Below are 21,779 nucleotides of genomic sequence, written 5' to 3' on the forward strand. Positions count from 1 at the left end.
TACTGCATCGTGGATGTTGTTGCAAACAGGATGTGTCTGCTCGAACAGTGACCAAGCCCCCTTGGCGGTTCGATTCGACCTGCGCCCGCTTCCGGGCTGTCGTTAATCCGGCCACTCCGTTCGACCAGGATGGAGCACGCCAGTTGGCGTGCTTATGGCAACATTATGCCGATGGCGTAGGAACCGCCGCATTGAGGCGTGATATCCTCGGCGTCATCATACTGCAACCATTGTGCCCCGGCGGTCACCTTGATGAACACATTGTCGGTAATGTTCCAGCGGATCCCGGCGCCCACGTTCCAGGTGAAGGCGATCTCGGAATAGTAATCGTAGTATGATTATCGGGCGGCATGGGATGGCTTGGAGGTGCCGGAGATTCAGGCTGGGGAGGCCTGGCGCACACCCCCTTCAAATTCCATTGAAAGTGCCCGCCCGACTTGCATAGCATCCCTCTCGCTAATGAAGAATCTAAACATGAACAAGATCAAGAAAGTCAGTGCACTGGAAATTCTGGACTCACGCGGCAACCCGACTGTCTCGGTGACGGTTACGCTGTCCAATGGCATCACCGCAACCGCCAGCGTGCCTTCGGGCGCGTCCACCGGCATCCGGGAAGCCGTGGAATTGCGCGACGGCAACGCCAAACGTTACATGGGCAAAGGCGTGCTTAAGGCCGTGGCGAACGTCAACAAGTTCATCGCGCCGAAAGTCGTGCGCAAATCGCCGCACGCGCAGAAGGAGATTGACGACCTGATGTGCAAGCTCGACGGCACGGACACCAAAGCGAAGCTGGGTGCCAATGCCCTGCTCGGCGTGTCCATGGCCGTCTGCCGGGCGGCGGCGATGGACGCGGGTGTGCCACTCTACCAGCATATCCGGAAGCTGTTCGGGGCCAAGGCCAGCGCGCCCTACATCCTGCCGGCGCCGATGATGAACGTGCTCAACGGCGGGGCGCACGCGACCAACAACGTGGATTTCCAGGAGTTCATGCTCTTCCCGCTGGGAGCGCCGACGTTCTCGGAGGCCCTGCGCTACGGTGCGGAGACCTTCCACACGCTGAAAAAGCTGTTGCAGAAGCGCGGTTTGGTGACGGCGGTGGGCGATGAGGGCGGGTTCGCCCCGAACCTCAAGACCAACACCGAAGCGGTGCAGGTCATCCTGGAGGCCATCCGCGCGGCGGGCTACAAGCCGGGCAAGCAAATCTCCATCGCCCTGGACCCGGCAGCCAGCGAGTTCTACGACGAGGGCACCTATGTGATGAAGAAGTCCGATCGCTCGCGCAAGACCCCCGCCCAGATGGTGGCGCTGTGGAGCCAGTGGGTGAAGCAGTATCCGATAGTGTCGCTCGAAGACGGCATGGGCGAAGAAGACCGCGCGGGCTGGCTGGCGCTGACCAAGGCGCTCGGCAAGAAAGCGCAACTGGTGGGCGACGACCTGTTCGTGACCAACCCGACGATCTTCCGCGAGGGCATCCGCGACGGCCTCGCCAACGCCATCCTCATCAAGCTGAACCAGATTGGCACGGTGTCCGAGACCCTCGAAGCCGTGGCAATGGCACAAAAGGCGGGCTACGGCGCGGTGATCTCGCACCGGTCCGGCGAGACGGAGGACGCGTTCATCGCGGACCTGGCTGTCGGCACCAACGCGGGCCAAATCAAGACCGGTTCGGCCTGCCGCTCCGAGCGCATCGCGAAATACAACCGGTTGCTGGCCATCGAGCAGGAACTGGGGAAGAAGGCGCGATACGGCGGCCCGTTGTTCCGGAAGAGCAAGTAAGCTGCTGCCGGTTCAGTTCAATTAAGCACGCGCAAGGCCCGGCCCCGGCCGGGTCTTGCTTTGTACTTAGGCGTTTCCCTATCCGGGCGGGCGTGGTTAAATGCGGAACATGAAGATCGAAGCCTTGCACATCGGCATGAGGGTCCGCCACCCGCAATACGGGGTCGGCGCGGTGAAGGCCATCGCGGAGGCAACTGCGGAGATCCAGTTCGATGACGGGCGGCGGACGGTAGCGCCGGAACCAAGCGGGCTGGAGCAAGCGGAACCCCAAGCCAGCATCCGGGGACTGGACTTGCCGCTGGCCCAAGTGGTCCAGCAAACGGTGGATGCGACGATTCGCAAGCTGGGGCTGGAGAAGCCGGACTCCGTGGTGGAACAGCTTGCCGCCCGGTGGCACCGGGGCAAGGCGGTGCTGCACCCTGCGGATCCCTCCTTGCAGACCAAGGAAGTGCCCATGGAAACCTTCTTCCACAAGGTGGTGATGATCCGCAACAACTTGCGCGTGCTGGAGCAGAAGATCAACGCCCACCCGCAGCTCAGCGACGGCGAGAAAGTCGAAATGCAGCAATACATCACGCGCTCTTACGGCTCGCTGACGACGTTTAACCTGCTGTTCAAGGAGAAGGAAGACGCGTTTTAGGATTGGAGATCGGAGATCGGTAATCAACAATTGGTGAAACTGAATCAATATGAAGAATGAGACATTGACTGAACGCGTGGCGGTGTGCAGCTGGTCGTTGCAGCCTGCCAGCCCGCAGGACCTGATCGCAAAATTGCAGGCCACCGGCATCCGCCGCGTGCAGCTCGCGCTGGATCCGCTGCGCGAATCGCCGGCGGTGTGGGGCGAGACGGCGGCCCTGTTCCGCCAGCACGGCATGAGCATTGTGTCGGGCATGTTCGGCTGCGTGGGGGAGGATTACTCGACCCTGGACACCATCCGGGCCAGTGGCGGCATCGCGCCCGATGCCACGTGGGAACAGAACCGCGCTAATGTGCGCGCCACCGTCGCCCTGGCGCGGCAGATGGGCCTCAAGCTGGTGACTTTCCACGCGGGCTTTCTGCCGCACGACGAGAAAGATCCCGGCTTCGTCAAGATGCTGGGCCGCTTGGGCGAAACGGCGGACGTATTTCAGGCCGCGAACATCATACTGGGCCTGGAGACCGGGCAGGAAACGGCGCCGGCGCTGGTCCAGCTCCTGCAAAAGCTCAACCGCCCGAACGTCGGGGTCAACTTCGACCCCGCCAACATGATCCTCTACGATAAGGGCAATCCGATCGAGGCGCTGCGCCTGCTCGGGCCGTGGATTCGGCAAGTGCACATCAAAGACGCGCGCCGGACGAAAGTGCCGGGCACCTGGGGCGAGGAAGTCACCGTCGGCACCGGCGAAGTGGACTGGAAGGCGTTCTTTGGAGCGCTGCGGGAAGTGAAGTTCGGCGGTGATTGCGTCATCGAGCGCGAAGCCGGCAGTCAGCGGGTAGCCGACATCCGCACGGCCAGGGAAGTAGTGGCCGCGGCGGGTGCTTGAAGTATCCGGTTCAGCAATTGAATCGGTAGTGATGGACTGGGTGGCCGGTGACCATGCGGTCGAGCCGGATCTCGCGCAGCGCCGGCAGGCGCTGCCCGACGTCTGCAAGCGGCTTGATTCTGTGCTACATTCGGGGCTTAGTAGAACATGAAAGCGAGAAGGACTGAATGTTGGCGACGCCTGAACTGATTCAGGAAGCGGCCCTGCCGTATCGGCTGGGCGAAGTGCTGCCGCGCTGGTTGCGCGAAGTGCCGTTGTACCAGCGGGCGGGCGAGCGGCCGCGCGTCCCCGGCGGGGCGATGTCACTGGCGGAACTGCGCCGGCTGCCGCTGATTACCAAGCAGGACATCCGCCGCGATTTCCCGCACAACTTCCTGCGGGCGGGCGTTGAGCTGGAGATGCTGCTGGACCAGGATTTGGTGGAGTTGGAGCAGACCTCCGGCACCTCGGAGGAACGCACGCCGCTGCTGCTTGGGCGCGGCTGGTGGGCGGAGCAGGAGGAGCGGGCGCTGCGGCTCAACCCGTTTGTCGCCGCCACGCTCGACGAGTTTCCCGGCGCGCGGCGGGTGACGATCAATTCACCAGTGTGCAGCGGGGATATATGCTATTCGGGCGTGCCCTCGCGAGCCGACCGCGTGGTCGGCAACGCGCTCTTCGTCAGCCTCTCGCGCTATCCGTTTCTCTGGAGCGAAACCGAGCTGGCGCGGATGGCCGCGGAAGCGGTTGAGTGGCAGCCGCGGTTCCTGGACGTGGACCCGGTCTATGGCATGCTGTTCGCGCGTTACTGCGAGCGGCGCGGCATTTGCCTGCCGTCCCTGCGGTTCATTATCGCCAGCTACGAATTTGTCAGCTCCGTGCACCGGCGGGTTCTGGAGCGCGTGTTCCGGGTGCCGGTCTTTAACCTGTACGGCTCGACCGAAACCGGCCACCTGCTGATGGAGGTCCGCCCCGGCGAAATGGGCCCCAGTCTCCAAACCGCCCTGTTGGAAGAGCTCAACACCGACAGCCAGGGCGTAAGCGAGCTGGCCGTCACCACCCTCACGAATGAGTTCATGCCGCTCATCCGCTATCGCATCGGCGATCTGGTTGAGCGACAGGAGCGGCCCTATCGCACCAGCTACACCGTGCATGGTCGCGCGGCGGACGCGTTCCAAACGCCGGAAGGCCGGCGGGTGACGACCTGGCAGATTGACCAGTGCTTTGCGAATCTGCCAGGCATCGCTCACTACCAACTATGCGAGCGCGCGGGCGGCGAATGGCTGCTTCGCTGCGTGCCGGACTCCGCGCCCCCCACCGCGGCGCAGATTGAAGAATTGCGTCGGCGCCTGGCGCAGTTGCTCGGCGCTGGCGACAACCTGGCCGTTCAACAAACCGATCTGCTGGTGCCGGAGGGTTCTGGCAAGTTTCGGCTGGGCTATCCGGCTGCCCGGACCACGGGTCTCTAACCTGCGGATTCCGCCCTGGGACAACCAGGCGGGCGCTAATTACCGCATTCTATTGGCTCAATTCCCTGTTCCCGGACCGAATAGCCGCCCCGGTGTGACAACGTTGTGACACCCGTGATACCCCGGTGTGTATCCCATGGGGAGCGCTCCCCATGGGATACACACCGTAGTCCCGCCGGATTGGCGCCGTTATATCGCCGTAATTGGCTTGGGCGTGGGGTGCTCCAGGCTTGGGGGGCGGGCGGAGCAGGTTCCGACCCGGGTGCTACGCCGGGTCCACGGAAAGGCCCTCCGCGCGGAAGCGCTGGAGTTTGTAGATGAGGGCGCGGCGGCTGATGCCGAGTGCTTTGGCGGTTTCGGTGCGGTTGAAGTCGTGCTTGCGGAGCGCCTGGACGATGGCCTGCCGCTCGATTTCCGCCAGGCGCTCGGCATCCTGGAGTTCCGCGGGGGGGTCCGATTCGGCCCCGGCACGGACCTTGGCGGGCAGGTGCTCGGGCAGGATCAGCTCGCCCAGCGAGAGCAGCGCGGCGCGTTCCATCGCGTTGCGCAGCTCGCGGACGTTCCCGGGCCAGGCATAGCGCGCCAGGCAATCCGCGACGCCGGAGGCAAACCGCGCCTTGCCGCCGGTGAACTCCGCGATGAAGGCATTGGCCAGCGGCAGGATATCCTCCGGCCGCTCGCGCAGGGCGGGGATGTTGAGTTCGACGACGTTGAGTCGGTAAAAGAGGTCCTCGCGGAAACGGCCGGCATTGACTTCCTCTTCCAGATTGCGGTTCGTGGCCGCCAGGATGCGGGCGTTCGTGCGCAGTTCGACGTTGGAGCCGACGCGGTGGAAGCGCCCTTCCTGCGTGACGCGGAGCAGCTTGGCCTGCAGCGGCGGGGACATGTCGGCCACTTCATCCAGGAAGATGGTGCCCTCGTTGGCCAGTTCGAAGCGGCCGATCCGTTTCCCGGCCGCGCCGGTGAAGGCCCCTTTCTCGTGCCCGAACAGCTCGCTCTCCAGCAGGTTCTCCGGGATGGCGGCGCAGTTGACTTTGACCAACGGGCCCCCGGCGCGGGGGCTCCAGGCATGGATGACATCGGCGAGCACTTCCTTGCCCACGCCGCTTTCGCCGCTGATCAGGATGCGGCTCTCGGAGGCGGCGATTAGCGACGCGTCATGGAAGACGGCCTGCATGAGCGGGCTCCTGGCCACCACTTGCGGTGGCAATTGCTTGTCGGCGCTGAACCGCACGGGTGCGGGTTTGGCAATGCCCGTGGCCTGCTGGACTGTGGCGAGCAGCTCGTCCAGGTCAATCGGCTTGGCCAGGTAATTGAGGGCGCCGTCGCGCATGGCGCCGACGGCCTCGCGGATGTCGGCGTAAGCGGTGACCAGCAGAATGGGCAGCACGGCGTGCTCGGTGCGCGCGCGGCGCATCGTTTCCAGGCCCGAGAGGCCCGGCATGCGCACGTCGGAAATCATCATGCTGATTTGCCCGGCGCGAAGAATCTCCAGCGCCTCCTCGCCCGAGGCGGCGGTGACGGTGTCGAAGCCCTGACTGCGCAGGAACGAGTCCAGCAGGCTGCGCTGCCCGGGATCGTCATCAACGATCAGGATGCGCGGGCCTCTTGAACCGTGTTTGCGAAATTCTGTCGCCATCTGTGCGGGCCTGCCGCTCCGGTTTACCCGGCTGGTTGCAGGTCCGCAAGCGAAACTGCGCGCCGATCCGGCGCTTCGAGGCCCAAATCCAGCATCCGGGCGGGCAGCTCGGGTTTCCGAGTCAACGTGCGCCGGCGGAAAGGGCTGCTCAGCAGTTTGATCATATCGGAGATCTTCATGTGTCGCCCGAAGGCGCGGAGCAGCCTCGCCGTCCGAATCGGACGTTTAAGAAGCCGGCGCGCAAAGAGGGAGCCATAACCTCTCGCTCGCAGGCGATTGACCAATTCGCTGGGGAGGGTGGTCGGGTCAATGTCCGAGCACTTGAACCACTTATGCCAATCCCGCTCGTCGTCAATGATCCCGCGCTCCACGTACTCCTGCCAGAGCGGGGTGCCGCGGTAGGCGCACAGCCGATTGAAGCCGAAGGTGTCCAGTTGGAGGCGTGCGGCGAAGCGGAAGCTCTCCTTGATGTCCGATTCGGTTTCACCGGGCGAGCCGACCACGAAGAAGCCATGCACCCGGTTGATGCCATGCCGCTTGGCTTCACTGACCGCGCGCTCCACCTGCGCGAGGGTCTGCTTCTTCTTAAGTCGGTCCAGGATTTTCTGCGTGCCCGCTTCCACGCCGAAGGCCAGAGAATCGCAGCGCGCTTGCTTCATGAGCGGGAGCTGATCAATGCCCACCGCGTCCGCCCGGCCCTCGCAGCCCCAATTAAACTGCAGCCGGCGGTCAATGATGCCCTGGCAAATGGCGCTGATCCGTTTGCGGTTAATGAGAAAATGATCGTCGGTCAGGTAGATCGAGCGAAAGCCCTGATCGTTAAGCTGCTGCAATTCGCCCAGTACATGCTCCGGCGAGCGGCTCCGCCAGCGCCCTTCTCCCAGCAACGGGATGTCGCAGTAAATGCAGGAGTAAGGACAGCCCCGCGAGGTCTGCACCGTGCAAAACTTGTCGAGCGAGAGCACCGCGGGCACGTCCAGCGGCAAGGATTCGATGTAATCAATCGGCAGGCTGGTGCGGTCGGGATAGGGGAACTGGTCCAAGTCTGCCAGGATGGGCCGGGGCGCGTTCTGAATGACTCTGCCCCTCCCATCACGCCAGACCAGGCCCGCCACCGAGCCCGGATCGTCGAGGTGGCTCAGGTAATCCGGCAGAAGTTCCTCGCCCTCGCCGCGGCCCACGCAGTCAATGTCCGGACAATCCATCAGGATGCGGTCCGCGTTCAAAGTGGCAAAGGCCCCGCCGACGATGATCGGGATATCCGCCGCCTTTGCCTTGAGCTGGCGGGCCATCCGTTTGGCCGCCGGGTAAGTGGTGGTCGAGAGGAAGGAAAGCCCGATGACGTCGGGCCGGTCCTGTGCGGCAGCCTCGGCGATATGCTCCGCCTTCATCTGAGGGTGACAGGTATCAAACATCCGCACCTGATGCCCCCGCTGGCGCAGCACGGGGGCCAGGGTTTGAATTCCCAGCGGAGGGAATGCCATTACCTTGACGCGTCCATTGTCTGACTTCGACCGGTTAAGCGTGGCCGGGAGCACTCGGCTGAAGTCGTCGTCTCCCACGTAAACCAGGAAGACATTCATCGGAATCGAACTTTTGGAAAGGTTGATGGCACTACGCTAACAGCGTTACGCCTTCAGTGCAAACGGTTTTGTCCGCCGCGCCTGTGATTTCAATCGGCCGGGGACTGGTGGCCCGCGATCCGGGGCTTTCGTCTCATCCTCTGATAGGCTTCCAGCGCCAGCTCGCGGGAGATGAACGGGCTGACGATAGGGCGGGGGTAGGTGCGGCCCAGCTCAACGCCGGCGGTAGCGAGCACGGACGGCGGCGTTTCCCAGGGACGGTGCATCCACGCCGCGGGCAGCCGTGCCAGCTCCGGCACCCAGCGGCGGACATAGCCGCCGTTGGGGTCGAACTTCGCGCCCTGGTTCACCGGGTTGAAGATGCGGAAGAAGGGCGCGGCGTCGGCGCCGCAGCCGGCGGTCCACTGCCAGCCGAGGGTGTTGTTGGCCAGGTCGGCGTCCACGAGCGTGTCCCAGAACCAGCGGGCGCCTTCCTGCCAGGGAATGAGGAGGTTCTTGACCAGAAAGGAGGCCGCGACCATGCGGATGCGGTTGTGCATCCAGCCGGTGGACCAAAGCTCGCGCATGCCCGCGTCCACCAGCGGGTAGCCGGTCCGGCCGCGCTGCCAGGCGCGAAGCCACGTGGAGTTCTTTCGCCAGGGGAACCCTGCGAACTCAGGCCGGAGCGGCTGCTCCGGCGTGTGGGGAAAGTGGAACAGCAAGTGGTGCGCAAACTCGCGCCAACCCAGTTCGGTGAGGAATTGCCAGCGGCGCCAGACCGCCGCCGGCAGGGAGCGCGATTCCGCAAAGCCCTTCACCGCGTGCCATACCTGCCGCGGGCTGATCTCGCCAAAGTGCAAGTGCGCCGAGAGGCGCGAGGTGCCGGGTTGGTCGGGCCGGTTGCGGCCTTCATCGTAAGACTCGAGGTCCTGGCGCAGGAAACGCCGCAATTCAGCGTTCGCTCCAACGCTGCCCGGATGCCACGCGGCCCGCAATCCGTCTGTCCAACTGTGGGCAGCTTCCAGTCCCAGGACCATCAGGGGCAGAGACGTGGGTCGCCGGCTTGGCGGCATGAGCATTCGCGGCGCAGGCAGCGGGGCGGCAGGTTCGCCGGAGTTCAGGCACGTCCTCCAGAACGGGGTGAAGACCTGGAATGGGCGGCCGGATTTGTTCTGGATGGTCCAAGGCTCGTGCAACAATGCTCCATTGTGGCTCTCAGTCTGCAGACCGGCCGTCCGCAGGGCTTCCTCGACCTGCCGGTCGCGGGCAAGGGCGGCTGGCTGGTAACGACGGTTCCAGAACACCGCGTTGGCTCCCGCCGCTTTGGCCACGCGCCGGAGCTCAGCGATCGATGAACCCCGGCGGATAACCAGCTCGGACCCGGCAGTGTCGCAGGCCGCCGCCAACTGCTCCAACGACTGATGCAGCCACCAGCGCGAGGCGCTGCCGGGTGGCCACGCGCCTTCCTCTTCCGGCGCCCAGACAAACACCGGCACGACCGGGCCGCCATGGCGGCAGGCCGCTTGCAGCGCCGGATTGTCCGCCAGGCGCAAGTCCTGGCGCAGCCACACGATCGCGGCAGGGGTCTTGCCAGTGGCGGCCTTTGCGGTTTTCACGGAAAACGAATTACCATTTTCAAGGGCGGAAAGCTACTACTCCATCGGTGGCCAGCGGGAGCTGGCTTAATACTGCCTGCCGGCCCGCGACGGGGGCGGTCCGAAACAGGTCCGACGCCCGCCATTGCGGGCATTGACTGGGCAAGGCGATTCGCCTTAATCTGGGCGCATGCCAGAAGCAGCCAACAAGCGCGTCCGGCAGCGGTTCCTGGATTTTCTGGCGCAGAAGAAACTGCGGGTCACCGGGCCGCGACGGGCCATCATCGAAACGGTATTCAGCACGCAGGACCATTTCACGGCGGAGCAGTTGCTCGGCTGGGCCCAGCAACGGGACAGGTCGGTATCTCGCGCGACAGTCTACCGTACCCTGCCACTGCTGACCGAGAGCGGCCTGGTGCGGGAAATGGATTTCGGCGGCAACCACAAGTTCTACGACCCCAATTACGCCGAGCGCCCGCATCACAATCACATCATCTGCCAGGACTGCGGGAAGATTATCGAGTTTGAGAGCCGGAAGATCGAGCAGCTGGGGAATGAAATCAGCCGCCAGCTTGGCTTCAAGGTGCAAACGCACCGGCTCCACATCACGGCGACCTGTGAGGAGTTCCAGAAACTGGGCGCCTGCTCGAAGCGGGGCAGTTGAGCCGCGGGTCAGCGTTTCGGGCGAGGCGGTCGGGGTGATTTGGGCGAGCCGGATTTCGGCGGCTGGGGTTTTCTGATTTCCGCCTCGAAAGTTCCCGCGACAAAGCTCCTGGCCGCATCCGGCAGGCCGAGGTAGAGCCTCCCCGGCAGGCGGCCCTCGGCGGGCTGGCCAAAACTGATTTTAAGGACGTAGCCATCGCGGAAGGTCTCGGTGATGGATTCCTGTTGTTCATCCTTCCAACGCAGGACGATGCGCAGAGGTCGGGGATGGCCGGGCGCAATCTCGATCGTCTTGCCGGTTAACTCCTCTCCCGGACGCACGGGAAAAATCAAAGTGATCCCCAGATCCGGAGGCCAGGCACGGCCCTGACGCAGCGACAGAATGCCGCCCTGCACGGTCGTCCGCTCGCAAAGAAAGCCGCTGCCGTGGATGCTGCCGGCGGCGGTGGTCTCCGGGATGGTCGCCTTCGCCGGTTCCAGCGTCCAGGCGATGTTGGTCGGAATGGGGTGGGTCGGATTGATGGCAACCGGCGCGTTGGAGGTCAGCGCGACCGCGTTGGTGGCCGCGGGAGGCGGCTTGAGGGCGGGCTTGAAGATGCGGTCTCGGAACACGTAAAGTGCCGCGCCTGCCCCACCCAGGAGCAGGAGCAAGGCAACGAGGGCCGCAAGCGAGGTGCGCTCGGTGGATCTTCCCAGCGGCCCCAGCCCGGAACGGCCCTCCGCGGCGACCGGACGAGGTTTGGCCACCTGGGACGCCGACAGGATGAACTTGGTTTCCTGCGAGCCGGGCGCCTGGGGCACGACGATCTTTTGGAAGCAGGTCGGACAATCAATTTGCCCGCCGCTGGTGCTGGCGTCAGCCGTGATATGCTGGCCGCAGACGGGGCAGGCAAACTTGAATTCACTCATTGTTTCGGCGCCACCATTCCACAGCGGACGGGGCAGGACAATTCTTTTTTAGCAGTGACTTCCGGGCAGCATGGCCGCACATTCGGGCAGAGCTGAGCGCATGAAGAAATCCAAACCTGTTTCTCGAAGCGGACGGTTTGCCGGTGGTCCGGCGGCGGCCGTGGCACAATTCACTCAATCCGTCTCGTTCGACCAGCGGCTCTGGCGGCACGACATCGCCGGCTCGATTGCCCATGCCGTCGTGCTGCGGGAGGCCGGGTGCCTGACGCGACGGGAGTTGGACGCGATCACCCGGGGGCTGGATGCCATCGGCAAGGAAATCCGGGCGGGCAAATTCCGCTGGCGGCCGGAGCTGGAAGATGTCCACATGAACATCGAGGCGGCTCTGACGCGGCGGGTGCCGGCGGGCGCGAAGCTGCACACGGGCCGCTCGCGCAACGACCAGGTGGCGCTCGACATGCGGCTTTGGCTGGCGGAGGAAATTCTGGGGCTGCTGATGGAGATCCGGCGGCTGCAATACGCGCTGGTGCGGCTGGGGGAAAGAGAGCGGGAAGTCGTGATCCCCGGTTACACGCATACACAGCGGGCCCAACCGGTCTATCTGGCTCACCATCTCCTGGCCTACGTCGAGATGCTCGAGCGCGATGTGCAGCGGCTGCGGGAATGCTGGGCGCGGGTGAATGTATGCCCGCTGGGCAGCGGCGCGCTGGCCGGCTCAACGCTGCCGCTGAACCGCGAACTGGCGGCCAAACTGCTCGGCTTTGTGGACGCGAAAGGCCGGCCGCAAATCACGCAGAACTCGATGGACGCGGTGAGCGACCGAGACTTTGCGGTGGAGTTTTGCGGCACTGCGGCGCTCCTGGGTGTCCACCTGTCGCGGCTGGCGGAGGACTTAATTCTGTGGTCGAGCGCCGAGTTCAACTTCATCCGCCTCGCCGACGCCTACACGACCGGCTCGTCGCTGATGCCGCAGAAGAAGAATCCCGATGTCGCGGAGCTGGTCCGGGGCAAGAGCGGCCGGCTGATCGGAAACCTGGTCGCCCTACTGACGCTGCTCAAGGGGCTGCCGATGACTTATAACCGTGACTTGCAGGAGGACAAGGAGCGGCTGTTCGACACGATGGATACGGTGAGGGCGTCGGTGCGGATCTGCGCGGCGATGCTGGATCATACCCGGGTCAACCGGCAAGCCTGCCGGGCGGCGGCAGGCGATCCGGCGCTGCTGGCAACCGATCTGGTGGATTACCTGGTCCGGAAGGGTCTGCCATTCCGGCAGGCGCACCACGCCATCGGCGCGCTGGTCGCGCTGGCCGAACGCCTTGGCCGGCCGTTGAACCAGCTCTCGCTCGCGCAGTTGCAGTCGGTCGAGAAGAAGCTTGGGGCCGACGCGCTCAAGGTGTTCGACCTTCAGCAAGCCCTGGTCCGGCGCCGGCTTGCGGGATCGCCCGGACCGGCGGAAGTCAGAAAGCAACTGGCCAAGTGGAAGAAGTCAATTGGCTGAACCCCGCGCCGCCCTGACCGCCCCCGGCGAAACGGTGTCTCAGTCGCCCCAAAACCATGGCGCAAGCGCCCGAAGAACTGCTGACCGGCCTGCTGCGGGATGTGTCGCGCTCATTCTACCTTACGTTGCGCGTGCTGCCGGGCGGGATTCGGACGCCCGTCAGCCTGGCCTACCTGCTGGCTCGCACGGCCGACACCATCGCTGACACCGAATTGGTGGCGCTGGAGCAACGGTTGGAAGCCTTGCGCGCCTTGCGCGAGCGGATTCAAGGGCGGGCAACTGCCAAGCTGGATTTCGGCGCCCTGGCGCGGCAACAGGGGTCGCGGGCTGAAGGCATTCTGCTGGAGCGCTGCGAAGCGAGCCTGGCACTGCTGCAGGGCCTGCAACCCGGGGATCGGCAGCTGGTGCGCGAAGTGCTCGAAATCATCACCAGCGGACAGGAACTGGACTTGCGGCGCTTCGCCGGCGCGTCGGCCGGTTCGCTCGTGGCGCTGCGCGCCGACGCGGAGCTGGACGACTACACCTATCGCGTGGCGGGTTGCGTCGGCGAGTTCTGGACCAGGATCTGCCGCGCGCATGTTTTCCCGCGGGCCTCGGTGGATGACGCATTACTGCTGGCCAACAGCGTGCGGTTCGGCAAGGGGCTCCAACTGGTGAATATCCTGCGCGACGTGGCGGCGGACTTGCGCCAGGGGCGCTGTTATATCCCGGCGGAGAAGCTGGCGGTGTCAGGCCTGAAACCCGGGGACCTGCTGCTCCCGGAGAGCGAGCCGCGCTTTCGTCCGCTCTACCACGAGTACCTTGCCCGCGCCGACGCCCACCTGCGGGCCGGCTGGGACTACATTCATGCCTTGCCGCGCCGCTGTGTCCGTGTGCGGCTGGCCTGCGCGTGGCCGATTCTGATCGGCCGGGAAACGCTCGAGCGCTTGCGCGACGACAACGTGCTCGACCCGGCGCTGCGGGTCAAAGTCAGCCGTCGCCAGGTCCGGAAAATCATCTTCCGTTCCGTTCTGCTCTACCCCTGGCCGGGGGCTTGGGAAAAAATGTTCCCGGTCGGGAAACCTGTTGCGTCGCCCCCCAATTTGCCGTAAAAAGGCCCCCATGCAGATTTCAAAGTCCTTCCTGGTTGTCTGCGCGGCAATGTATTGCGTGGCAGTGGTGCCGCTCCGCGCGGCCGACACTGAGGCGCAAATCAAGGCGCGCGAGGCGTTGGAGAAGAAGTTCAACGAGTTGCAGAGCCAGCCGCCCGCGGCCATGCCGGCGCCGCGTGCCACCATCCCACAGACCCAGACGCAGCCCGCCCCGGTAGTCGTGCCTGCACCGGCTCCCCAGCCGGCCCCGACTGTGACTGCCCCTGTGATGGAGCCATCAGTTGGCGGGCGCACCATACCGCCCGCGCAATGGGCGCCCCCGCCCGTGCGCCGGCCCCGGACTTCGAGGTCTGCCAGTCAAGCCGCTCCTGCGCCGGTCGTTGCGCCGGCCGTTGCCCCGGCCACCACGCCTGTGCTCGTCGCGCCGACGCCGATGGATTCGCAGAGCATCGCCCGGGCGCGCGAGGTTTTGCGCCAGAAGATGGCTGAATTGCAGGCGCAACCGGGCACGGCCACGCCGCAACCGGTGATCGCGGCGCCGCCGCCAGCAGCGGTCACTGTCCCGGCGCCAGCGATGGCACCGCCGCCGGTCGTCCAGCCTGTGGCGCCAGCGGTTCAGCCGGTGCCGGCTGCAACCATTCCCGCCGTCCAGCCGGCCGCCACGCCGATGCTGGCCGCGCCGACCCCGGCGGACCCGACGCTCCTCGCCAAAGCCCAGGAGGCCCTGGATCTGAAGATGAAAGAACTGGCGGCGCATCCCCCTGTCGAGCCCACCGCTCCCGCGTCGTCGACGCAGAAAGTCACGAAGAGGCCGACTGCCGAGCAGATCCTGCAGTCCTTCCCGCCGCTGCAGGGACCGCCTCCGGCCGTCGCCACCGCTAAGCAGCAGCGCCTGGATGAGCTCCTGGCCAAGTACAAAGCGGACCAGATTACCCCCGAGGAGTACCACCAGCAACGCGCCAGAATTCTGGCTGAGCCCTGACTAATTTCAGCTTGTATGAAGAATAGGAAATCCCGGAATCCGGATCGGAAAGTCAACGTCGCCGTCGTGGGCCTCGGCTTCATGGGCGTCACCCACATCAAGGCCTACCGCCAGCTTAAGGCTGCCCGAATTGCGGCGGTGTGCGATGCGTTCCGCGTCCCGGTCAACGGCATCCTGCCTGGGGTCTCCGGCAACATCACCGGCTCCGACGCCATGGATCTTGGCCGCGCCGTCAAAGTCTATCGCGCTCTCGACGAAGTCCTCGCCGACTCCGGCGTTGACCTTGTGGATCTCTGCGTCCCCACCGCCCTGCATCCCGAGCAGGCCATCGCCGCCCTCAAAGCCGGCAAGCACGTTATTTGCGAGAAGCCCCTCGCGCTCAACTCCGCGCGCGCCCGCGAGATCGCCCGCGCCGCCCAGTCCGCCCGCGGGTTCTTCATGCCGGCCATGTGCATGCGCTTCTGGCCCGGTTGGTCCTGCCTCAAGCAGATCGTGGCCGACAAGCCGTATGGCCGGATCTGCTCCGCCTCGTTCCGGCGGCTCTCTCCCGCTCCCGGCTGGAGCAAGGCCACCTACAGCCGCGGCGACCTGACCGGCGGCGCGCTCCTCGACCTCCACATCCACGACACGGACTTCGTCCAGTTCCTCTTCGGCCGGCCGGCGAGCGTCTTCTCGTCCGGCGTGACGCGCAACGGCAATTCGATTGATCATGTCGTCACCCAGTACCACTACCCCCGCGGACCGGTCGTTTATGCCGAAGGCACCTGGCTGCTGACCGGTGGCTTCAACATGGCTTACACCGTGATCTGCGAGCGGGCGACGCTGGACTTCGACCTGGCACGCGGCGCGCAAGCCCTGCGGATCAGCGAGGCCGGCAAAGCCTCGCGCTTCGTCAAGAGCGACGGGTCAGACGGCTACGTTGGAGAACTCCGCTACATGCTGGAAGCCATCCAAAGCGGCAAGCGGCCCAAAGTAGTCACGGCCCAGGACGGCTTGAGCGCGGTGCAAATCTGCGAAGCAGAAGCCAAGTCCGTCCGGACGGGCAAAGTCGTGGTCATTTAGCCGGGACTTGAACTGGCGCCCTTTGGGTCCGTCTGCCTTGGGAGGCAAGGCCATTCCTCGCGAGCCACTCCGACGCGCGAAACCCGCCCTGGGCGTTCTTGCTGGCCGATCAAAAAGACGTTGAACGCAGTGCGGGTTCTGTTAGAACCTGCAAGCATGAATTTTAATCGTCGGCAATTCATCCAAGCCAGCAGCCTCAGCCTGGGCGCGTTGAGCCTCGCGCCGCGGTTGGCCCGCGGGGCGGCGGAGTCCAAGCCGGCCAGCTTCCTCGTTCGGCCGCCGAAAATGCACTTGGGCCTGGTAACCTACAACCTCGCGCGGGATTGGGACATCCCCACCATTATCAAGAACTGCGAGGAAACGCAATTCGAGGGAGTGGAACTCCGCACCACCCACGCGCACAAGGTGGAGGTGAACCTGTCGCCGGAACAGCGCAAGGAAGTCCGGAAACGCTTTCAGGACTCAAAGATCCAACTGGTGGGCCTTGGCAGCGCGTTCGATTACCACACGCCTGACCAGGCCAAGCTCCGCCAGGACATTGAGGCCACCCGCCAGTACATCGTCCTCGCCCAGGACGTCGGCGCCTCCGGGGTCAAAGTCCGCCCCAACTCCCTCCCCCAGGAAGTCCCTGTCGAAAAGACCCTCGCCCAGATCGGCCGCGCCCTCGGCGAGCTTGGCGACTTCGCCCGCGACCACGGCCAGGTCATCCGCCTCGAAGTCCACGGCTCCGGCACCTCCTTTCCGCCCCACATCAAGACCATTCTCGACACGGCCAACCATCCCAACGTCGGCGCCTGCTGGAACTCCAACCCCACCGACCTCGACGGCGAGGGCTGGGACCACAACTTCAACCTGCTCAAAGACAAGATCGTCCTGGTCCACATGCGCGACTTGTTTATCGAGGACTATCCCTTCCGCAAACTCTTTGCGCGCCTCAACCAGATCAACTACACCGGCTACTGCCTCGCCGAGATTCCCGCCAGCGCCGACCCTGTGCGCGTGATGAGATACTACCGCGCCCTCTGGCTCGCCTACCAGGACCTGCTGTAGCCTGGCTGACGTTGCATGAGACATCGAATGGGCTGGACTTTGTCGGTTACGATTCGCTGGGCGCGGAGCATGTGCTGGGCTCATTTCCGCGCCGGGCGCTGTGAATGGGCCAGCGTCCGGCGGGAGGGCGAGCGATCCCACGAGCCTTGGTTTAGTCGGCCGGTTTGGTAGTGGTTTGCTTTCGTAAGGACAGACCAGGTATCCTCCATTGTGTTTATGCCTCATTGTGATAGCCCCCGCCTGAGTCGCCTCCGCAGTCCTTTGCGGCCGGGCGCCGGCGCCGCCACCGCAAACGTGCTACTGCTGCTCCTATCCGGCGTGTTTGCGCTCGCAGCGGACCCTGGCGTAAAGGAGACACTGCAGCGCGAAGCCCGCCGCAGCCAGCCCGATTACATCGTCTATGTGCCCGGCAGCTTCGATGGTTCCACGCATGACGGCCACAACGAGCACTTCCTCGTCTTCGACGGCCCGGACGGCTCGCTCATGGCCGTCTGGACCCAGAACATCAACGCCCCCGATGGCCCCGTCGGCAACCGCATCGTCTTCGCCCGCTCCACCGACGAGGGCGTGACTTGGTCGCCTCCCAAACACCTCGTTGGCCCCGCCACCCCCAAGGACCCCGCTCACATGGCCAGTTGGGCGTTCCCGATGGTCTCGAAGTCCGGCCGCATCTACGTTCTCTTCAACCGCAACCAGGGCAACTCCGGCTGGATCCAAATGCACACTGGCACCATGGAAGGCATCTACAGTGATGATAACGGCGCCACTTGGTCCGCGCCCCAGAACATCCCCATGCCCAAAAGCATCTACGACGATCCCGCCGGCCGCATTCCCGCCGAGTGGATCGTCTGGCAGAATCCCATGCGCGACCTCAAAGGCGGCTACTTCGTGGGCTACTCCCACTGGGTCAACCATGCCCGTGCCACCCTCAAGAAAGTCGAGTCGTGGACGCAGATCGAGTCCGTCGTCGAGTTCATGCGCTTTGAGAACGTGGACACCAACCCCGAGCCCAAAGACCTCCGCGTGAAATACTCCGCCTGGGGCGAGCAGGCTCTCCGCGTGCCCCACTACAAGTATCCCCTCCTCAGCATCGCCCAGGAGCCGAGCATCGTCCGCCTGCCGGACAAGCGCCTCTTCTGTGTCATGCGCACCAACTCCGGTTATATCTGGTACAGCCTCTCCGCCGACGACGGCGAGACCTGGTGCAACCCGCGCCCCCTCCTGCGCTGCGACCACGGCCTTCCCATCCTCCAGCCCGTCAGTTGCTGCCCAATTTACCAGTTGGCCGACGGCCGCTACGTGCTCCTCCACCACAACAACCGGGGCAACATTGATGCCAAACCCGAAGCCACCCACGGCCCCCGCCGCCCCGCCTTCATCGCCCTCGGCGAGTTCCGCCCCGGCGCCGATCAGCCCCTCTGGTTCAGCGACTCCAGGCAACTCATGGACACCGATGGCCTGCGTTACGACGGCACCCCACCCGTCGAAGGCAAACACGGCAGCACCGACATCGGCGTTTACCCCAGCTTTACCACTCGCAAAGGCAACAACGTCCTCTGGCACCCCGACCGCAAGTTCTACCTCCTCGGCAAGAAGATCACGCCGGAATTCCTGGCGGACTTGAAAGTGCCTGCACCGGCGCCCTAGCGCGCCTCAAGCAGACACGCCGCCGCCGGCGTCACTTGCGATAAGCCAGGATCATCCCCTCGTTGTTCATCGTGAATGTGTCGCCGCTCACCGTGCCGCTGGTGATCCCGGCCCTTTCCCACTTCATCGTGAGCTTTGCGCCTTGCCGGGTGTAAGTGGCCCTGACCTCGCGCACAACTTCGCTGCCGGAGGGTGGGATGAATGCCATCTTGCTGTTGCACGTGCCATCCGCTCTGATGATAAAGGTGCCGGAGCTCACGGTCAGCTCGTGCTCGCCATGCTTTGCCCGGCACGGCACCTTGTTTCCGTCAACGCTGACCAGCGTGTAGGTGCCGACGGGATCGACGCCGGGAGCGATATTGGCCGGCTCCCTGCAGCCGGTCCAGCCCGTGAGCATAAGCAAGGGGAACACACACAAGCCGACAAGTCGCCGCGTTAACTGCTGCGATCTGCCATTCAAGTTACCAGGTTCATTATTCATGGGGATATATTAAGGGCGCCAAGTGAAAGCAGTGAATTGATAAAACTGCAGGATGCATCGAACGAATCAATGGTTGTGAGATCACTGTGGTTGGAGCTATGAGCGGTGTCAGCGTGAACAGTGCTTGCGTGTTCGCGCCGCCCCCCGTATTAAGTAGTTTTGGCCACGGCCCTGCCGCGGTCCGGGTTGGTAGCTCAGTCGGTAGAGCAGCGGCCTTTTAAGCCGTTGGTCCTGGGTTCGAGTCCCAGCCAACCCACCATCTTAGAACCTGGGCAAACTTGCGTAAGACAAGGGTAGAAACCACTTCTCAGCTTCCAGTTCTAACTTGAGTTCTTTCGCGGGCAATCTCTGGGAAGCACAGGTCTCCAGGCAACCTGCCGCAACCGACCCGCAGAACTGCGCAGGGGCGTTTGGGGGTCTTCTATCCCTCCCACCGTCAGGACGCGCTATGGGGTCTCTGGTGGCCGAGGGCGGGGGATGTGGACCGGGGGGCCGAGGCTGGCTCGACGGTCGCCAGCTAGTCGGTAAATCATGGTGGTGCCGAAATCCCTCAGGCTGGTCGGGCGCTTTCGCCGAAAGCGCCACCGTTTGGCCGCGTTGGCGAGGCGGTCCTACCCAAGACTGCAGCCTTGCGTGCTGCCAGTGAATCACGCCTGCAATTCCCGGGCAGGGGGCGTAATCGCCGAGAGTAAGGCCAGTGGGATGATGACTACGCTAGACGCGTAATGAAGACTCAATCCGCAAAGTGCGGTTGCTTCTTTTTCACCCTGTGTGTGTTGCTCGCGTATTCCACCTTGTCGAGCTTCGCAGCGACGGGCCGTTTCTTAAACCTCCCCTCTGGCTGGGGACAGCAACCAGATCCGGTTGCGGAAGCCAGGGAGGCGCAGCGCCAAGCGCAGAGGCAGGCAATACTGAGCCGGAGAGCAGAACTGGAACAGAAAGCAAAAAGGATTGGCGCAATCGTGCAGAGTGCTGGCGCGGATGCCTACCGCAAGTATTCGGATGGAACGGTCGCGTTTCTGGGAGTCGTGCTGTACAGGCATGAGGGTCTAAACACCAACACTGGTTCCGCGTATGCTTACTTGGATAGGATAGCTGTTCTAGACGAAGGATTCAGGGTGGAGGATGCAGCCGGCAACGGGTGCAGAATCTCGCCGTTGCGCAGAAGCGGGAATGACAATGACATTTTCGTGGTGGGCCTCAGCGGGTATAGCGGTCGTATCTACCACGACGTTTTGACGGTACGGCGCGTCGGGGATTACAAATACACAACTGTTCGAGACTCTTCCCGTACAATCCCCAGATTCGAGCTAGCAGCCTGTCGGACTTAGGCGACAAATTATTTGGCGCTGTTTGAATACGAGGCGGGACTGAGCTGTCAATGGCGGCATGGCCGCACGTTTCGTCACAGTTGATTACGATACTCCCTTGCTTCTGCCGCCGAACCTGCGCGAGTGGGTGCCGGCGGGTCACTTGGCCCATTTTATCCTGGACGTGGTCGAGGACATGGACTTGCGCCAGGTGCGGGTCAATGAGCGGGGCACCGGCAGTGAACAGTATCCGCCGCGGATGCTCTTGGCGCTGTTGCTTGACTGTTATGCCACCGGGGTGTTTAGTTCCCGGCGCATCGAGCAAGCCACCTGGGACAGTGTGCCGGTGCGGCTGATTTGCGGGGATACCCATCCGGACCACGATACGATTTGCGCCTTTCGCCGAGAGAACCAGGCGCTGTTGGCGGAGACCTTTGTGCGGGTGTTGGAACTGGCCCAGGCGCTGAAGTTCCTGCAGGTGGGTCAAATCACGGTGGCGGTGGATGGGACCAAGGTACTGGCCAACGCCAGCAAGCATGCCGCAGTCAGTTATGAGCATGCGGGCAAGACGATCGCGCAGTTGGAGTTAGAGGTCAAAGAATTGCTGGCCAAAGCCGAGCAAGCCGACAGCCGGCCGCTGGAGGAAGGTTTGACCATTCCGCAGGAAGTGCAGCGCCGGCAAGAACGGAAGGCCAAGCTGGCGGCAGCGCGGGCGGAGATTGAAGCGCGGGCCAAGGCTCGGGCCGCTGCCGAAATGGCTGAATACCAAGCCCAATTGGCCCAACGGGCGGCCCCACCGGAGCCCGGAGACAAGCCGCGCCGACCGGGACCCAAGGCTCCCAGTGGCCGGCCCCGGCCCACCGACCAATACAACTTCACCGACCCGCAGAGTCGGATCATGAAGGCGGGCAGCGGTCAACATTTTGAGCAGAGTTACAATGCGCAGGCGGCGGTGGAGGTGGAGAGCCGTTTGATGGTGGGAGAGCGGGTGAGCCAGGCGCCCAATGACAAGCAGGAACTGGTTCCCACAGTGGCGGCGATTGGCCGGCCGGTGGCATCGGTGGCCGCAGTATTGGCCGATAGTGGGTTTTAGAGCGAGGAGGCCGTGCGGAGGGTGGAAAGCACCGCCGACGCTCAGCCCACCGGAACGATTGTGTATGCCGTCCTGGAGAAGAAGGAGCATCATCGGAGGGTCAGCGATCTGGAGCAAAGGCCCGAGCCGGAGGTGCCGGGTCCCGAGGCCCCTGCCAGCCAACGGATGAAATATCGGCTGCGGACGGCGGCGGGGCGCGCCCGATACAAGTTGCGGCAGCAGACGGTGGAGCCAGTCTTTGGGATTATCAAGAGCGTCTTGGGCTTTCGCCAATTCCTGCTGCGCGGTCTGGAGAAGGTGGCATTGGAATGGCAGTGGGTGTGCCTCGCTTACAACCTCAAGCGGCTACACCTTCTAAGCGCGGGGTTCAAGACTGCCGCCGTGGCCTAAAAAGCGGCCAAGGAACCTGTGCGCGGGAGAAACTGAGCATTCTTGCTCTATAGGGTG

Annotated in this window: 17 protein-coding genes, 1 tRNA gene and 1 pseudogene; 13 read left to right on the top strand and 6 right to left on the bottom strand. The window is 64.0% G+C overall.

Annotated features, from left to right (window positions below; all coding sequences use genetic code 11):
* Window positions 1–152: 152 nt before the first annotated feature.
* Window positions 153–296, bottom strand: coding sequence for a hypothetical protein (locus P5205_01370; GenBank protein ID HSA08999.1), 144 nt, complete (start codon window positions 294–296; stop codon window positions 153–155).
* Window positions 297–474: 178 nt separating this feature from the next.
* Here P5205_01370 and eno point away from each other — a divergent pair, with 178 nt between their 5' ends.
* The 4 genes from eno to P5205_01390 all read left to right on the top strand — a co-directional run bounded on the left by eno (window position 475) and on the right by P5205_01390 (window position 4,747).
* Entirely contained in the window at window positions 475–1,776 is a 1,302-nt protein-coding gene (gene eno, locus P5205_01375) for a phosphopyruvate hydratase (GenBank protein ID HSA09000.1), read from the top strand.
* Between the two features lie 109 nt (window positions 1,777–1,885).
* Window positions 1,886–2,416 (top strand): hypothetical protein, encoded by a 531-nt coding sequence (locus P5205_01380; GenBank protein HSA09001.1) that lies wholly within the window; start codon window positions 1,886–1,888, stop codon window positions 2,414–2,416.
* Between the two features lie 49 nt (window positions 2,417–2,465).
* Window positions 2,466–3,302, top strand: a complete 837-nt coding sequence (locus tag P5205_01385) for a sugar phosphate isomerase/epimerase family protein (GenBank protein HSA09002.1) — start codon at window positions 2,466–2,468, stop codon at window positions 3,300–3,302.
* Window positions 3,303–3,469: 167 nt separating this feature from the next.
* A complete protein-coding gene (locus P5205_01390; protein HSA09003.1) occupies window positions 3,470–4,747 on the top strand; it encodes a hypothetical protein in 1,278 nt (425 codons plus the stop codon).
* Window positions 4,748–5,012: 265 nt separating this feature from the next.
* Here P5205_01390 and P5205_01395 read toward each other — a convergent pair whose 3' ends face one another.
* The 3 genes from P5205_01395 to P5205_01405 all read right to left on the bottom strand — a co-directional run bounded on the left by P5205_01395 (window position 5,013) and on the right by P5205_01405 (window position 9,564).
* Window positions 5,013–6,386 (bottom strand): sigma-54 dependent transcriptional regulator, encoded by a 1,374-nt coding sequence (locus P5205_01395; protein HSA09004.1) that lies wholly within the window; start codon window positions 6,384–6,386, stop codon window positions 5,013–5,015.
* 23 nt (window positions 6,387–6,409) lie between these two features.
* The gene (locus P5205_01400) at window positions 6,410–7,969 is read right to left on the bottom strand and encodes a radical SAM protein (protein HSA09005.1); all 1,560 of its coding nucleotides are present in this window, start codon (window positions 7,967–7,969) and stop codon (window positions 6,410–6,412) included.
* Between the two features lie 89 nt (window positions 7,970–8,058).
* A complete protein-coding gene (locus P5205_01405) occupies window positions 8,059–9,564 on the bottom strand; it encodes a deoxyribodipyrimidine photo-lyase (GenBank protein ID HSA09006.1) in 1,506 nt (501 codons plus the stop codon).
* A gap of 169 nt (window positions 9,565–9,733) precedes the next feature.
* Between P5205_01405 and P5205_01410 the strand changes: the two genes are divergently transcribed.
* Complete coding sequence (locus P5205_01410) at window positions 9,734–10,207, top strand: Fur family transcriptional regulator (GenBank protein ID HSA09007.1); 474 nt, start codon at window positions 9,734–9,736, stop codon at window positions 10,205–10,207.
* Between the two features lie 8 nt (window positions 10,208–10,215).
* Here the strand turns inward: P5205_01410 and P5205_01415 are convergent, their stop codons facing one another.
* A complete protein-coding gene (locus P5205_01415; GenBank protein ID HSA09008.1) occupies window positions 10,216–11,115 on the bottom strand; it encodes a hypothetical protein in 900 nt (299 codons plus the stop codon).
* 100 nt (window positions 11,116–11,215) lie between these two features.
* On the opposite strand from P5205_01415, the gene argH reads away from it, so the two are divergent.
* From argH to P5205_01445, 6 genes are all read left to right on the top strand, one after another.
* On the top strand, window positions 11,216–12,616 hold the full coding sequence (gene argH / locus P5205_01420; protein ID HSA09009.1) for an argininosuccinate lyase: 1,401 nt from the start codon (window positions 11,216–11,218) through the stop codon (window positions 12,614–12,616).
* A 56-nt stretch (window positions 12,617–12,672) separates the two neighbouring features.
* Window positions 12,673–13,707 carry a phytoene/squalene synthase family protein gene (locus P5205_01425; protein ID HSA09010.1) on the top strand — a complete coding sequence of 345 codons (1,035 nt, stop codon included), beginning with the start codon at window positions 12,673–12,675 and terminating at the stop codon, window positions 13,705–13,707.
* A 10-nt stretch (window positions 13,708–13,717) separates the two neighbouring features.
* Window positions 13,718–14,689 (top strand): hypothetical protein, encoded by a 972-nt coding sequence (locus tag P5205_01430; GenBank protein ID HSA09011.1) that lies wholly within the window; start codon window positions 13,718–13,720, stop codon window positions 14,687–14,689.
* Window positions 14,690–14,704: 15 nt separating this feature from the next.
* Complete coding sequence (locus P5205_01435) at window positions 14,705–15,751, top strand: Gfo/Idh/MocA family oxidoreductase (GenBank protein ID HSA09012.1); 1,047 nt, start codon at window positions 14,705–14,707, stop codon at window positions 15,749–15,751.
* A 156-nt stretch (window positions 15,752–15,907) separates the two neighbouring features.
* Complete coding sequence (locus tag P5205_01440; protein ID HSA09013.1) at window positions 15,908–16,801, top strand: sugar phosphate isomerase/epimerase family protein; 894 nt, start codon at window positions 15,908–15,910, stop codon at window positions 16,799–16,801.
* 294 nt (window positions 16,802–17,095) lie between these two features.
* Complete coding sequence (locus P5205_01445) at window positions 17,096–18,448, top strand: sialidase family protein (GenBank protein ID HSA09014.1); 1,353 nt, start codon at window positions 17,096–17,098, stop codon at window positions 18,446–18,448.
* A gap of 31 nt (window positions 18,449–18,479) precedes the next feature.
* On the opposite strand, the gene P5205_01450 is transcribed toward P5205_01445, so the two are convergent.
* Window positions 18,480–18,929, bottom strand: a complete 450-nt coding sequence (locus P5205_01450) for a hypothetical protein (GenBank protein HSA09015.1) — start codon at window positions 18,927–18,929, stop codon at window positions 18,480–18,482.
* 183 nt (window positions 18,930–19,112) lie between these two features.
* Here P5205_01450 and P5205_01455 point away from each other — a divergent pair.
* A tRNA-Lys gene (locus P5205_01455) sits at window positions 19,113–19,188 on the top strand.
* Between the two features lie 1,130 nt (window positions 19,189–20,318).
* Window positions 20,319–21,722, top strand: a pseudogene (locus P5205_01460) (transposase).
* The last annotated feature ends 57 nt before the right edge of the window (window positions 21,723–21,779 follow it).

It is taken from the genome of Candidatus Paceibacterota bacterium (assembly GCA_035452965.1).
Lineage (GTDB): Bacteria > Verrucomicrobiota > Verrucomicrobiia > Limisphaerales > UBA8199 > UBA8199.